At 76.2% G+C, this 13,954-nt stretch carries 13 protein-coding genes; 7 read left to right on the top strand and 6 right to left on the bottom strand.

The genetic code is table 11. The features are described from left to right. Positions 1–14: 14 nt before the first annotated feature. From ACFUEL_RS21005 to ACFUEL_RS20995, 3 genes are all read right to left on the bottom strand, one after another. Complete coding sequence (locus ACFUEL_RS21005; protein WP_380237949.1) at positions 15–668, bottom strand: hypothetical protein; 654 nt, start codon at positions 666–668, stop codon at positions 15–17. A gap of 101 nt (positions 669–769) precedes the next feature. Next, entirely contained in the window at positions 770–1,462 is a 693-nt protein-coding gene (locus ACFUEL_RS21000) for an IMP cyclohydrolase (protein WP_380237948.1), read from the bottom strand. Between the two features lie 150 nt (positions 1,463–1,612). Next, positions 1,613–2,236 (bottom strand): DinB family protein, encoded by a 624-nt coding sequence (locus ACFUEL_RS20995; RefSeq protein ID WP_380237946.1) that lies wholly within the window; start codon positions 2,234–2,236, stop codon positions 1,613–1,615. Positions 2,237–2,313: 77 nt separating this feature from the next. On the opposite strand from ACFUEL_RS20995, the gene ACFUEL_RS20990 reads away from it, so the two are divergent. Continuing rightward, entirely contained in the window at positions 2,314–2,808 is a 495-nt protein-coding gene (locus ACFUEL_RS20990) for a cytidine deaminase (protein ID WP_380237944.1), read from the top strand. 47 nt (positions 2,809–2,855) lie between these two features. Here the strand turns inward: ACFUEL_RS20990 and ACFUEL_RS20985 are convergent, their stop codons facing one another. Further along, on the bottom strand, positions 2,856–3,125 hold the full coding sequence (locus tag ACFUEL_RS20985; RefSeq protein WP_380237943.1) for an acylphosphatase: 270 nt from the start codon (positions 3,123–3,125) through the stop codon (positions 2,856–2,858). Positions 3,126–3,215: 90 nt separating this feature from the next. Beyond that, positions 3,216–4,556 (bottom strand): MFS transporter, encoded by a 1,341-nt coding sequence (locus ACFUEL_RS20980; RefSeq protein WP_380237941.1) that lies wholly within the window; start codon positions 4,554–4,556, stop codon positions 3,216–3,218. 682 nt (positions 4,557–5,238) lie between these two features. Here ACFUEL_RS20980 and ACFUEL_RS20975 point away from each other — a divergent pair. Continuing rightward, positions 5,239–7,221, top strand: coding sequence for an FUSC family protein (locus ACFUEL_RS20975; RefSeq protein WP_380237940.1), 1,983 nt, complete (start codon positions 5,239–5,241; stop codon positions 7,219–7,221). Between the two features lie 24 nt (positions 7,222–7,245). Here ACFUEL_RS20975 and ACFUEL_RS20970 read toward each other — a convergent pair whose 3' ends face one another. Continuing rightward, the gene (locus ACFUEL_RS20970) at positions 7,246–8,037 is read right to left on the bottom strand and encodes an aminotransferase class IV (protein WP_380237939.1); all 792 of its coding nucleotides are present in this window, start codon (positions 8,035–8,037) and stop codon (positions 7,246–7,248) included. An 85-nt stretch (positions 8,038–8,122) separates the two neighbouring features. Here ACFUEL_RS20970 and ACFUEL_RS20965 point away from each other — a divergent pair, with 85 nt between their 5' ends. From ACFUEL_RS20965 to ACFUEL_RS20945, 5 genes are all read left to right on the top strand, one after another. Beyond that, positions 8,123–9,148 carry a hypothetical protein gene (locus ACFUEL_RS20965; protein ID WP_380237938.1) on the top strand — a complete coding sequence of 342 codons (1,026 nt, stop codon included), beginning with the start codon at positions 8,123–8,125 and terminating at the stop codon, positions 9,146–9,148. Positions 9,149–9,297: 149 nt separating this feature from the next. Beyond that, positions 9,298–10,560 (top strand): hypothetical protein, encoded by a 1,263-nt coding sequence (locus ACFUEL_RS20960; protein WP_380237936.1) that lies wholly within the window; start codon positions 9,298–9,300, stop codon positions 10,558–10,560. Then, positions 10,544–11,335, top strand: coding sequence for a hypothetical protein (locus ACFUEL_RS20955; protein WP_380237934.1), 792 nt, complete (start codon positions 10,544–10,546; stop codon positions 11,333–11,335). Before ACFUEL_RS20960 ends, ACFUEL_RS20955 begins: the two co-directional genes overlap by 17 nt. A 221-nt stretch (positions 11,336–11,556) precedes the next feature. Beyond that, positions 11,557–12,759, top strand: a complete 1,203-nt coding sequence (locus tag ACFUEL_RS20950; protein WP_380237933.1) for an MFS transporter — start codon at positions 11,557–11,559, stop codon at positions 12,757–12,759. 149 nt (positions 12,760–12,908) lie between these two features. Beyond that, entirely contained in the window at positions 12,909–13,886 is a 978-nt protein-coding gene (locus tag ACFUEL_RS20945; RefSeq protein ID WP_380237931.1) for an LLM class flavin-dependent oxidoreductase, read from the top strand. Positions 13,887–13,954: the final 68 nt, after the last annotated feature.

Genomic DNA, 13,954 nt, shown 5'->3' with positions numbered 1-13,954 from the left:
CTTCCTCCTCTGCGTCAGGAGCCGTCGCCGCACAGGCGGCCCAGGACGGGAAGGTCGGCGTTGATGTCGGCGATCACCTCGTTGGGGTCGGCCATCACCATGCCGCTCAGCCGGAAGCTCAGCTCCTGGAACTCCTGCGCCAGGCGCAGGACCGTCGGGCGGACGGGCGGGTCCGCGTCGGTGCCCGCCCGCATCAGGCCCTGGTAGGCGAGGTTCGCGGCGTCGGCCTGCGAGCCGCGGGAGGAGCCGGCGTTGCGGCGGTAGGAGGCGACGGCGGCGGATGCCCCGCGGCACCCGGCCGGGACGACCGCGGGCAGCGGGGCGGGAGCCTCGGCGGGCGGCGAGGGCTCCGGATCGGGTTCCAGTGACGGATCGGGTTCCAGTGACGGCTCGGGCTCCAGCGACGGCTCCGGCTCCGGCTCGGGTTCCGGTGACGGTGATTCGGACGGGGTGGGCCTCGGAGTGGTGCGTTCCGGGGCGGGCACCGGGGAGGAGACCGCTGCCGGGGCGGGGGAGGGGGCGGGACGGGGCTGGTCCGGGGGCAGCAGGTAGGCGACCACGGCCACCAGGGCCGCGGCCACGCCCGACAGGGCCGCCACCGCGCCCCAGTCGGGGCGCCCGCGGCGCCCGCCCGCCCCCGGCGGTTCTTCCGGCTGACTGTCCGTCATACCGCCATCGTGGGCGGCCGGGTGGCCGTTCGTCCAGTGACCGGTGCGCGGTGCCGGGGAGTTCGGAGCGGGGAGTCCGGAGCGGGGAGTCCGGGCCGGGATCAGTCGGTGGCGTGCCGGAGCAGGACCTCCGGGAAGGCGGACGGGGCGAAGACCGCGGCGGCGACCCGGTACTCGGGCGGGAGGGCGGACCAGAGGCGGTCGAGGAGGGCGGTGGCGTCCGGGACGGGGGTGGCGACCTCCAGGTAGGGGGCGCCGGTGGCCGGGGCGGCGGCGGGACCCTGGTAGGTGGTCAGCAGGACGCCCTCGCCCGGGGCCAGGGCGTCCAGGCGCAGGAAGAGGCGGTCGGTGGCGGTGCGGGAGGCGGCGCTGCGGCGGGCCGCGCCCAGCCAACTGGGGCCGCCCGGGCGGGTGTCCGCGACCACGGTCAGGCGCGGGGTGAAGATCGGAGGGTCCGGTTCGTAGTCCAGGCCGTCCAGGGCCTCCAGCGGGGAGCGGCCCGCGTCCAGCCGGTCCGCGACCGTGGCGACCTGCTCGCCGTTGCCGTACACCACCCGCTCGCCGCAGCGCCGCACCGCCGGGTAGTGGCGCAGGTCGTCGTGCTCGCGGACGTCGGTCGGGACGACGGTCAGCGCGCCGTCCGGGGTGGCGCGCAGCGCGCGGGCGCGGGAGGCCGGGCTGCGGCCGGTCAGGAAGTAGGCGGCCAACTCGGCGCCCGCGGCGGTGCGGCAGCGCAGGACGCCCCGGCCCGGGTACGGATGGGCGGCGAGGGCCTCGGCGAGGTCGATCGGCACGGGTGGGTCCCTTCGGACGGGGTCGGTGACCGGCGGACGATGATCATCCCAGAGGCGCGGACGCCCGGTGGGCGGGGGTGGCGCCCGTCCGGGCCCGGCCGCCGGAACCCCGGGCGGACGTCAGCCGGGCGGACGTCAGTCGGGCGGACGTCAGCTCGGCAGGTGCTCGCCCGCCGCGGCCGCCGCCTCGCGGGCCGCGCGCTCCACCGTCCGGCGGTGCGCCGCCCACCAGTCGGCGTCGCCCTCGGGCAGCAGCGCGCCGTCCGGGCGCAGGCCCGTGCCGCCGTCCACCAGTTCGCGGACCAGGTCGGCGTGGCCCGCGTGCCGGTGGGTCTCGGCGACTACGTGCAGCAGCACCCGACCCAGCGTCAGTCTGCTGTGCGGGGGCCACGGGACTTCGCCCACCGCGTCCAGCGGCAGCGCGTCGATGGTGGCGTCCGCGTGCGCCCAGACCCGGCGGTAGCCGTCGAGCAGGGCCTCCCGGCCCTCCTCCGGGCGGGCCCACAGGTCGGCGTTCGGCTCGGCCCCGCCCGCCACCCACAGGCCCGGACCGCCCTCGAACGGCCGGCCGAAGGTGGCGCCGAAGTACACCGCCTCCGCGCCCGTCAGGTGCTTGACCAGCCCCAGCAGGTTCGTCCCGGTCGGGGTCAGCGGGCGGCGGGCGTCGTACTCCGACAGGCCCGCCAGCTTCCACACCACCGCGTCCCGGGCGTCCTGCAGGTACAGCTTCAGATCCCGCTTGCCCGCGGCGAGTTGATCGTTCGTCTCCGTCATGCACGGAGTCTGTGCGGGCCCCGGCCGGGAAGCAAACCGTTTCCGCCGCCCCGGCCCGGTTCGGTAACGTTCCGGCCGTGCCCGTCGACCGCGCCCTCGTGGACTCCGCTACAGAACTGACCCGCCGCCGCTTCCCCGGCCAGGAGTGGGCGGGCGCCGCCGCCCTGCGCCTGGACGACGGCACCGTCCTCACCAGCACCGCCCCGCAGGCCCCCAACGGCGCCGTCCAGCTCTGCCACGAGACCGGCGCGATCTGCGAGGCGTTCAAACTCGGCCGCCGGGTGACCGCCTCGGTCTGCGTCACCGCCACCGCCGACGGCGACTTCTGGGTGCTCGCCCCCTGCGGCGTCTGCCAGGAGCGCCTGTTCGCCCACGGCCCGGACGTCGAGGTCGGCGTCCCGCTCCCCGAGGACCCGCGCCGCTGGCGCACCCTGCGCCTGCGGGACGTCCAACCGCACTGGTTCGCCCGGGTGTTCCCCGACGACGTGTGGCCGTACGGGGACGGGGACGGGGCCGGGGATGGGGACGGGGGAAGGGGCGGGGAGAGCGAGGGGGACGACGGGGGAGCCTGACGGGCCGGCAGCGCGGCGGGGCGTGCCGGAGCCCCGGGGGGGGACCGTCAGGTGGTGACGGCGAACACCAGCAGGCCCTCCGGCTGCTCCTCGACCACCTCGACGTGCTCGACCACCGCACGGGAGGGGCCGTGCCGCATCCACGCCACCATCTCCTCCACCGCGGCCGGGTCGCCCTCGAAGACCGCCTCCACCCGGCCGTCCGGCAGGTTGCGCACCCAGCCCGCCACGCCCGCCCCCGCGGCCGCCCGGCGGCAGGAGTCGCGGAAGAAGACGCCCTGCACCGTGCCCGAGACCAGTACCCGCCGCCGGATCACCCGTCGTCCGCCTCTCGTCGCGTTCGTTCCCGCTGTCGCTGCCAGCAGGTATACCGCAGCGGGACGGGGCGGGGACGGGACGGCGCGCGGTCAGGGAGCGGCGGTGGCGGCGGGAGTTGCGGTGGCGGCAGGGGTCGGGACTGGGGCTGGGGCTGGGGGCGGGGCGTCGATGCTGCGGCCGAACGGGCGCCAGGCGAACACGGTCAGGGCGGCCATCACGGTGGCGGAGAACCAGAACGGGCCGGTCAGGCCGAGCAGTCGGGCGATCGGGCCGCCGAGCAGCGCCCCGAGGGCCGAACCGCCGACCGCCAGCGCCATGAAGGCGCTGTTGATCCGGCCGCGCATCCCGTCCGGTACGGCGCGCTGCACCAGCGTCCGGTCGACGCTCACCCAGATCGCGCCGTGCACGCCGAACACGCCGAGGACCGCGCCCGCGACCCACGGCGAGCCCGCCAGCGCCAGGCCGGCGTGCGTGAGCGTCTCCAGGACTAGGCCCAGCCGCAGCAGCACCGAGGCGGAGAAGCGGGCCTGCAGGCGCGGGGCGACCAGCGCCCCCGCCAGGCCGCCGACCGCCGAGGCCGTCAGCAGCACGCCGTAGCCGAACTCCGACAGGCCCAGGTGCTCGCGGGCGTACAGCACCATGACGGAGAAGGACGCGATCAGTGTCACGTTCATCAGGCACAGCGCCAGGGTCAGCGTCCGCAACGCGGGCTGCCGCCACAGCCAGCGCACGCTGTCGGCGAACTGGCGGCCCAGCGCGGTCCGCCCGGCGGGCGGGGACGGCGGTGGCGATGGGGATGGCGGTGGCGATGGGGACGACGATGGGGACGGGGTGGGATTCGGGCGGGGGAGCAGGCGCAGCGTCGAGACCAGAGCGGCGGCACCGGCGAAGCTCAGCGCGTCGACCGTCAGCGGCAGGCCCGCGGCGACCCCGAACAGGGCGGCGCCGAGCGGGGGCCCGCAGAGCCGGTTGAGCACCGAATCGGTGCCGAACATCCGGGAGTTGGCCCGTGGCAGGTCCGCCGAGGCGACCACGGCGGGCAGCAGGGCCGAGGACGCGTTCTCCCCGAGGGCCGCGCAACTGCCCAGCAGCAGGCCCACCGTGTAGGTCAGCGGCAGTGAGACCTCCCCCGCGTACACCGCGACCGCCAGCACCGCCGTCAGCACGGCCCGCGCCACGTTCGCCGCAACCGCCAGCCGGCGGCGGTCCACCCTGTCCACCAGGGCGCCGCTGAGCGGGGCCAGCAGCAGCCACGGCAACTGCTGGACGAACACCGACAGGGCGACCAGCACCGGATCCCTGGTCAGCGACGCCACCAGCAGCGGGGCCGCAGCCGACACGATCCCGTCGCCCAACGAGGACACCGCCGCCGCCGACCACAACGAGGCGAAGCCGCGCCCCAGCCCGCGGCCACCATCCCTGCGCCCCACGCTCCTCCGTTCCTCCTGCTCGATCCGTTCGATCCGCTTGATCCGCTCGATTTCGACCGGAAGTGAGGCTAACCGGCCCCCGGGCGCGGGTGCACACGGTTTTTCGGGAGGCTGTGGATAACTCGACGGGAATTTGCCTATCGTATGAAATTGAATAGGCGATGGAACGGCGAATTCAGCGCGCGGTGCGCTCCCGCACCCGCACCATGCCGCAGCCCGACTCCGCCGGGCCCGCACCCCGTCCTCCCTGATCCGGTCCACCGCCGGAAGGCTCACCGGCAACTCGGTCGGCGACAGGGCGAACCGTTCGGCATCCAGCCGTTCCGGGACGTTCCCGGGCCGCAGGACGGGCCCGGGGGTGGAAGTGGAAGCGGAGGTGGATGGTGTTGCGGGCGGTGCGGAGTTCATTCGCGCGCTTTCGACAGGCCGGGCGGAACAGCGGGCCCGGTGGGGGCAGAAAATCCTGTCGTCCGGAGGATTCGCCGTCCCCGCTGGGCCCGGCGGTCGGGCATCCGTCGTCCCGGCAGCCGTCATCGGCGTGTAACGCGGCCGCAGCGGCCCCGACAAGAGCCGCGCCTAGGCTGCCGAAGCGACGGGCCTACACGAGGAGGGGGTTCCCACGGACAGGCGGCAGGCGCGACCGGACTGGCTGACCCACCCGCTGCGCTGGCAGCGCGGCCCCGTGCCCTGGGCGGCCACGGTGCGCGGCGCGGCCGGGATGGCCGTTCCGCTGGGTCTCGCGGTCGCCGCCGGACGACCCGCCGAAGGAGTGCTGGCCGGGCTCGGCGCGATGTTCGCGGGCGTCAACGACCGCCCCGCCGGACGGCGCACCGGCGCCGTGCAGCAAGCCGTCCCCGCGCTCGCCGGAGCCCTCGGCCTGCTGATCGGTACCGCCACCGGCTGGTGGGCGGTACCGCTGCTCGGCGCGGTCGGGGTGCTCTGCGGGGCGATCAGCGTCACCGGACCGGTCGCCTCCGCCGCCGCCGTCCAACTCATGGTGCTCACCGTGCTCGGTTGCGGCATGCCCGTCCCGCTGCCCGGCTGGGCCAAGGCCGGCTGCTACCTGGCCGGCGCCGGCTGGCTCCTGCTGCTGCGGCAACTCACCACCCACCCGCGCCCGCTGCACGCCGAACGGCAGGCCGTCGCGGCCGTCTTCGACGCCCTCGCCGACGCCCTCGATGCCACCGGGACCGACCGCGCCGAGCACGCCCGTCGCCGCCTCACCGCCGCCCTCGACCGGGCCGGCGAACAACTGCCCACCGGCCACGACCACACCCTCACCACCCGGCTCGCCGCCGCCTCCGCCCTCTGCGAAGCGGGCGTCGCCCTCCTACGCGACGCCCGCCCCCTGCCCGCCCGCCTCGCCACCGGCCCGCGCCGCCTGGCCACCGCGGTCCGCACCGACCGCCTCCCCGGCCCGTTGCCCGTCCCCGCCGCCGAGACCCCCGCGACCGCGGCCTTCGACCGCGCGGTCCTGCGGGCGGCGCTGGCCTTCGGCGGGACATCGCCTGCGGCGGGCGGTTCGCGCAGGTGGGGGAAGGGTGTGGGGGCGGGGAGCGAGAGGAGGTCGGCAGGCGGTTCACGTAGGTGGGGGAAGGGAGTTGGGGTGTCGGTGGTCGGCGGGGGTGGGTGGGGGCTGCGGGGGGTCGGGTGCAGGTTGCGGCGGGGGGTGGCCCGGTGGGTGCTGGGTGGGGGGACGGGTGGGTTGGTGCCCTGGGGGCGGGCCGGGCGGGCGTACGGGGTGCGGGTCGGGGTGTGCGTCGCGGCGAGTGCGGCGCTCGCGCTCGGGTTGCGGGCCGAGCACTGGTACTGGCTGCCCGTCACCGCCGCGTTCCTGGTCAAACCCGATCTGGGGCCGCTGTTCTCGCGCGTCGTCAACCGCTTCGCCGGGACGGTGGCCGGTGTCCTGCTGGCCGCCGCGCTCGCGCCGGTGCTGCCCGGCCGGTGGTGGCCGGTCGCCGTGGTGGCCGCGAGCGGTGCGCTGATACCCGTCGCCCAGCGGCACTTCGCCGCGCAGACCGCCGTCATCACCGTCACCGTCCTGGCCTTCGTCACCACCGGCGGCGACCACGGTGCCGCACCCGGACGGCTCGCCGACACCGCGCTGGCCTGTGCCCTCGTCCTGCTGGTCGGCCACCTCCCCGGCCTCGCGGACACCCGGGCCCGGGTCGGGCAGCGCGCCGCGCACGCGCTGCGGCACACCCAGCGCTACCTCGACCACGTCCTGCTCACCGAACGTCCGGACGCATCGGAGGCACCGGACACACCGGACGCACCGGACGCACCGGGTGCCGACGCCGTCCAGCGCGCCGAACTGCGCCGCGCCGCCTACCGCACCCTCGCCCAGGCCCGCGCCGCCGCCGAGAACGCCGCCGCCGAACTCCGCCCCGGCGGCCCGGCCGGACCCGACTGGCTGCGCCTGACCGTCCACGCCGAACGCCTCGCCGACGCCGCCACCGCGTACGCCGTCGAACGCGACCACGGCGCCCCGGCCCCGGCCGTCCCCGCCGCCCGCACCCTCACCCGCCGCCTCGCCGCGGCCGCCGACGCCCTCGACCACCGGGGCCCGGCCACCGCGCTGCCCGAGGCCGAGGGGGTGCTGCCGCCGGAGCTCGACGGGGTGGTGGCGGAGGTGCGGCGGATCGGGGTGCTGGCGGTGGGGTGAACGGGACCCGAGACGGTGGGTGGGTCAGAGGGTGTCCCAGGGGACGCGGGTCCAGGCGGTGGTGAGGATCTCGGTGAGTTCGGCGCTCAGGTGGGGGAAGGCGAGGCGGTCGACGGCGGCCAGGGGTTGGGCCGGGCAGTGCGAGTTGGTCGCGGCGGCGGGGAGGGACGGGAGGTCGGCGGTGGTCAGCGGGCGGGTCGTGGAGGGGACGCCGGTGGCGGGCAGGGCGGCCCGGAGGAGTTGCATGGTGATGCCGGGCAGGGCGGGGGCGGCGGGCCAGAGGACCTGTTCGCCGTCCCAGAAGGCCGCGTTCCAGGTGGAGCCCTCGCGCAGCAGGCCGTCCCGGCCGAGGAACAGCACGTCGTCGAAGCCTGCCCGCCGGGCCAGCAGGAACTGGTGGGTGAGCCCCATCGTGGCGGCGTGCTTGAGGTGCGGCAGGTTGCGTTCGTGGACCGCGGTGCGGACCCGCAGCGCGGGCCGCGGCGCGTCCGGGACGGGGTCGGAGACCGACACCACCAGGTCGGTGCCGCCGGTCGGCCCGGCGGGGAGGACGTCGACCCGGACCGAGGCGTCGGGGCGGCCGCCGAGGGCCTGCCGGACGAGCTCGCGGACCAGGTCGTCGTCGGGGGCGGGCGCGCCGACGAGGTCGGTGAAGAGCTCGCGGGAGGCGTCCGCCAGCCGGCGCAGGTGCAGGTCGAGGCCGGGCACCGCCCCGTCGCGGACCTGCATCGAGGTGAAGTGCCCGTAGTTCCAGGTCGCCATCCGGTGGACGTCCTCGACGCTCGCGGGCCGTCCGTTGATCTCCACGTTCAGCATGCGCGCCATGGTGCCACCCGGGCGGCAGGAGGCGGGTGGCCTCGGACGTTTGATCGGTCGTCGGCGGAGCGCCTATGGTGCGCCGGTGAACGCGTACCCGGCCCTGGACGGCCTGTTGACCGAGTTGGAGCAGGCCGCCGCGGCGGCCGACGGCGCACGTGCCGAGCGGGCGTTCGAGGCGCTCGTCGGCGGCCTGCAGGCGGCGGCCGACGCCGACTGCCACGCCGTGGCGGGGCGGCTGGCGGCGCTGGTGCCCGCCTACCCGCCGGTCTGGCCGCGGGCGATGCCCGCGGTGGCGGCCGGGTTCTGCGTCGAGCGCGGCGCGGACCCGATGGACTGCGCGGGGCCGGTCCTGGCGGGCCTGCGGGAGGAGGCCGAGGCGGCGCTGGAGTGCGCGGCCCACTGGCCGGGCGGCGCGGCGGAGCTGCCCGAACCGGACCGGGCGAACATCGACGGGCTGATCGGGGCGCTCGGCGGCGACTACCGGGCGGTGCGCCTGGCGGTCGCCTGGTGCGGCCTCCGGGAGTGGTTCGCGCCCGCGTTCGCCGTCCTCGGCAGCGCCGCGGTGCGCCGCCGGTACGCCGCCGAACTGCTCCCGGCACTGCGCGAGTTGGACGCGCTGGAGCGGCACGGGATACGGCCGCTGCACTGCACGGCCGCGCTCCTGGACGAGCCGCTGACGGTGCTGCACCGGCCCACCGGCACCGGCTACGAGGTGCGGATCGGCGGCATCGGCGACAACTTCCAACTGCACGTCCTGCTCGCGCACGTCCTGATCGGCGGCGGCCACCTGCCCGGCACCGCCCCCGCCGCCGAGGTCGTCCGGCTGGCCACCGACCCGGCGCCCGCCACCGGCCGCTCCGGGGTGATCGCGCACGGCGCCTTCGAACTGCTCGCCCCGGACGGCCGGCCGATCTGGAACGAGGGCCTGCCCGCGGACGTCCCGGTGGTCGACGGCCGCCGCCTGCTGGTGCTCGACCACCCCGCGTACCGGCGCAGTTGGAACGCCGACCGGTACTTCCCCGACCTGCCCGGCAGCGCCGAACTGCTGCGCGTGCTGCCCGCCGAGGAGGCCCGCGCCCGGTTCGCCCGCACCGCCTTCGGCGGCTGACGGCGAGGGGCTCCCGGGGTGCGCCGGGGGCAAGTGGGCGTCGCGCGTACAGTGGTGGACCCGTCCGTGTCGTCCGACCCCGGGAGCCGGTGGTCCGGCCCGGTGCGCGCGCCTTCGAACCATCCGCTCGAGTGAAAGACAGGTGCCCTGTGACGGACGTGGCGGGACGGGCGGAGGCCCGGATCGAGGAGGCCGGCAGCGTCCTGGTCGCGCCGCCGGAACGGTGGGCGGAGCAACCCGTCCGGGAGTTCCTCGGTACCAGGACCACCCCGGAGCAGTTGGCCGCCGGCGAAGTCGACCCCACCGGCCGGAGCGTCTACCTGTACGGGGGCGAGTCGGGCGTCGAAGAGCGCCGACTGCGGGCGGCGGAACGGGTGTTCGTCGTCCGGGAGCAGGACGGAGCAGCGGACGGCGGGCCGGACCGCGGGCCGGACGGCGGGGCGGCGGACGGTGCGCCGTGGCCCGTCGTCGGACCCGGCCGGATGCCCGCCCGGGTGCACGGCCTCGGCGTGTACTACCGCCGGTTCTTCGACCCGGCGGACGGCCACTTCGCCCGGATCGGCGCCGAGCACGCCTTCCAGTCGCTCACCGAGTCCACCAAACCCGGCACCGCCCACCGCAGCGGCATCTACCTGACGCCCGTCCGGCGCGACGGCGCCGAACTGCACTTCCGGCTGCTGCGCTGCTCCACCAACCTCTCCGGGCCCACCGAGGGCTTCCGGGCCACCGACACCCGGATCGTCGAGGAGCTCAACCGGGAGGCCGCCGCCGTCCTGCGCGACCAGGCGCCGCTGAACCACGTCCTCGCGCAGATCTACCACAACACCCCCGCCGGCGAAGGGCGCAGGCAGTCCAAGGCCAGGATCTCCGCCCACGCCGACAAGACCAAGGACATGCCCGCCAACGGCATCATGGCCTTCTGCACCTTCTACGACCGGCTCGACGGACTGGAACCGCTGCCCGGGGACGCCCACGACCTCGGCGTGCGCGGCGTCAGCGCGCTGACCGGGCTGCGCTTCCGCCTCAAGGAGCGCACCGCGCACACCGACGCGGCCGGGCTCCCGCCGGACTTCACCCTCACCCTCCACCCCGGCTCCGTCCTGCTCGTGCCGCTGTCCACCAACCGCCTGTACACCCACGAGATCCGCCCCTCCGCCCTGCCCGCCGAACGGCTCCCGACCCGCCTGGGCTACGTGGTGCGCTGCTCGGACGCCGAAGCCGTCCACCGGGAGGGCCGCACCTTCCTCAAGACCGGGCAAGGGCCGGTCGCCCTGGAACCGCCCACCCAGGACGGCATGGACGAACTGCGCCGCAGCTACGCCGAGGAGAACCGCGGCACGTCCGTCGTCGACTACGCCGGCCAGCCGCCCTTCAGCATGAACGCGGGAGACTACCTTGCGCCCCGGCCCTGAACTCCCCGACGGGATCAGCCAGTACGACCTGCGGCACGACCCGCGGCACGACCCGTCGGCCGGGGAGGACCCGTTCGCCGAACTGCGCGGATCGGTCGACTGGGAGGAGACCGGCAGGGGCCGCCGGGCCGCCGTGATCGTCCGGGTCGGCGCGGACGGCGCGGTGCCGCTGGTGCGCACCACCGCCCGGTACGCGCGCCCGGCCCAGCGGTTCCGCCCGGTGCACGAGCGGCTGGCCCGGCTGGTCCGGGAGCGCGCCGCGCTGCCGGACGGGCTCGACAACGCGCTCGTCGAGCTCTACACCAACGCCTACACCACCATGGGCGCCCACTCCGACCTGGCCCTCGACCTGGCCGAGGGCTCCTCGATCGCGCTGTACTCCTGCTACCGGGACCCGTCCGGACCGCCCAGGACGCTGCGGTTCGAACCCAAGGACGGCGTGCCGGGCGAGGACTTCGGGATCCCGCTGCACCACCACGGCCTGGTGGTGTTCACGCTCGCCGCGAACCGGCGCTTCCGGCACCGGATCCTGCTGGAGCCCCCCGCCCGGACGGTGGACAACGAGTGGCTCGGCGTGACCTTCCGGACCTCGGCCACCCCCGTCCGCCACCGCGCCGGGCGCGCCCACCTCCCGGACGGGGAACTGCTGGCCGCCACCGAGGAGCAGCAGCGCGAGTTCCACCTGCTGCGCCGCCGGGAGAACCGGGAGACGGACTTCGCGTACCCGCCGCTGGCGTACACCGTCAGCGGGAGCGACCTGCTGCCGCCGGTCTGACGGCCGGGCCCCCGACGGCCGGGTCCCCCGACGGTCGGGCCGGCGGGGGCGCTCGGACCGGCGGGGGCGCTCGGACCGGCGAGGGCGGTCGGCGGGCGAACGGGCCGGAGGGGGAGGGGAGCGGGACGGGTAGGATCGGCTGGCACTGACAACGTTGACACCGGGGTCGACGCCGGATCGGTGCCCCGCCGGAACCACCCGCCGCCGCCTGGAGTACCCGCATGCCACTGGCGCTCGTCGCCCTCGCCGTGACCGCCTTCGCGATCGGCACCACCGAGTTCGCCGCGATGGGACTGCTCCCGCAGATCGCCCACGGCCTCGACCGGACCATCCCGCAGACCGGCTGGCTGATCTCGCTGTACGCGCTGGGCGTGGTGGTCGGGGCGCCGCTGCTGACCGCCGTCGCCGCGAAGCTGCCCCGCAAGGCCGTGCTGATCGGACTCGCCGGGCTGTTCACCCTCGGCAACCTGCTGTGCGCCGTCGCCCCGAACTTCGCCTTCCTCGCGGTCGCCCGGTTCGTCACCGGCCTGCCGCACGGCGCCTTCTTCGGCGCCGGAGCGGTCGCCGCCGCCGAACTGGCCGCCCCGCACCTGCGGGCCCGCGCCGTCTCGGTGATGTTCTCCGGCCTGACGGTGGCCAACATCCTCGGCGTGCCCGCCGCCACCCTGCTCGGCCAGCACCTCGGCTGGCGGGCCGCGATGCTCGTCGTGGTGGCGATCGGCCTGCTCGGCGCCGCCGCCATCGCCCGCTTCGTCCCGCACCTGCCCAGCCACCCCGGCGCGGGCCTGCGCAGCGAACTCGCCACCTTCCGCAGCGGACAGCTCTGGCTGGCCCTGGCCACCGTGGTGTTCGGCTGCGCCGGACTGTTCGCCTGCTACACCTACATCACCCCCACCCTCACCGACGTCGCCGGGTTCGCCAAGGGCTCGGTCACCCTGGTGCTCGCCCTGTTCGGCGTCGGCATGACCATCGGCAACGTGATCGGCGGCTACGCGGCCGACCGGGCGCTGCGCCCCTCGATCTGCGCCGCCTTCCTGGCGATGGCGGGCGCGCTCGGCCTGTTTGCGCTCACCGCGCACAACCGCTGGTCCGCCGCCGCCACGGTGGTGCTGATCGGCATGGCGGGCTTCGCCACCGTCCCGACCGTGCAGACCCTGGTGATCCACAAGGCGCGTACCGCCCCCACCCTGGCCTCCGCGACCGTGCAGGGCGCGTTCAACCTGGCCAACGCGATGGGCGCCTGGCTCGGCGGGCTCGCCATCGACGCGGGCTTCGGCCTGACCTCGCCCTCGCTGGTCGGCGCGGGCCTGTCGCTGCTCGGCTTCGCGATCGCCGCCGTCTCCTGGTCGGTGGACCGGCGCGGACCGGTGGCCGTCGCCGACCAGCCGGTGGCGTCCGAGCGGACGGAAGCGGCGGCGGGCTGACGGGTCGGACCGGCGGGGCGGGCCGGCGGGGCGGGCTGACGGGGAGTCGGGCCTCGACGCGAAGGGCCGGTCGATGATCTTATGAGCGGGTCCGGGTCCTCGTGCGAAGGGCCCGCGCGGAAAGCCCGCGCACCCCGAAGGAGACCCTCATGACCAGCCCCGACACCCGCCCCGGCCGGGTCGGCGTGATGCTGCCCCGCGACCTGCCCGTGCACCAGGTCCTCCCGTACGCGCGCCGCGCCGAGGAGTTGGGCTTCGACGAACTGTGGGTGGTCGAGGACCTCGGCTGGCGCGGCGGCATCGCCCAGGCCGCCGGGGTGCTCGCCGCCACCGAACGGATCACCGTCGGCATCGGCATCCTGCCCGCCGGCGCCCGCAACGTCTGCTTCGCCGCGATGGAACTCGCCACCCTCGCCCAGTTCCACCCCGGCCGCCTCGTCGCGGGCGTCGGCCACGGCATGCGCGAGTGGATGGACCAGGCTGGCGGCGCCTGGCCCGCCAGCCCGCTCACCCTGCTGCGCGAGTACGCCACCGCGCTGCGCGCGCTGCTGCGCGGCGAGCCGGGCCCCGCCGACGGGCGGTACGTGCGCTGCGGCGGCGTCCGGCTCACCGAGACCCCCGAGGTGGTGCCGCCCGTGGTGCTGGGCGTGCGCGGCCCCAGGTCGCAGGCCCTCGCCGGGCAGGTCGCCGACGGGCTGCTGCTGGCCGAGCCCGCCGCGCCCGCCTACGTCGCCGCCTCGCTGGAGCACCTGGGCCGCCGCGACCTCGAGGTGATCACGTACGACGTCGCGGCCGTGGACGAGGACGGGGACGCCGCCGTGGAACGCGTCCGGGCCGGGCTGGCCGCGATCGGCGAGCCCGACTGGGCGCCGCACCTCGAACCGCTGCCGTTCGCCGCCGGGTTCCGCGCGCACCGGGCCGCGAGCGCCGACGGCGCGGAGTTCGCCCGCACCATGCCCGCCGAGTGGGTCCGCGCGCTGGCGGTCGCCGGTACGCCGGAGGAGGCTCGGGCGGCGATCGCCGGGCGGTGGGCGGCGGGGGCGACGAGTGTCGTCCTCATGCCGGCGGGGGGTGAGCCGTTGAAGGCGCTGGAGTCGCTGGCGCGGGCCCTGCCGGATGGGGACTGAGCGGCTGGGGACTGAGCGGCTGGGCGGGGACTGAGCGGCTGGGCGGGGACTGACGGGCCCGGTGGGGG

It is taken from the genome of Kitasatospora sp. NPDC057198 (assembly GCF_042670125.1).
Lineage (GTDB): Bacteria > Actinomycetota > Actinomycetes > Streptomycetales > Streptomycetaceae > Kitasatospora.
The sequence above is the reverse complement of the archived record's forward strand: the minus strand, read 5'-3'. Positions and strand labels throughout refer to the sequence as shown.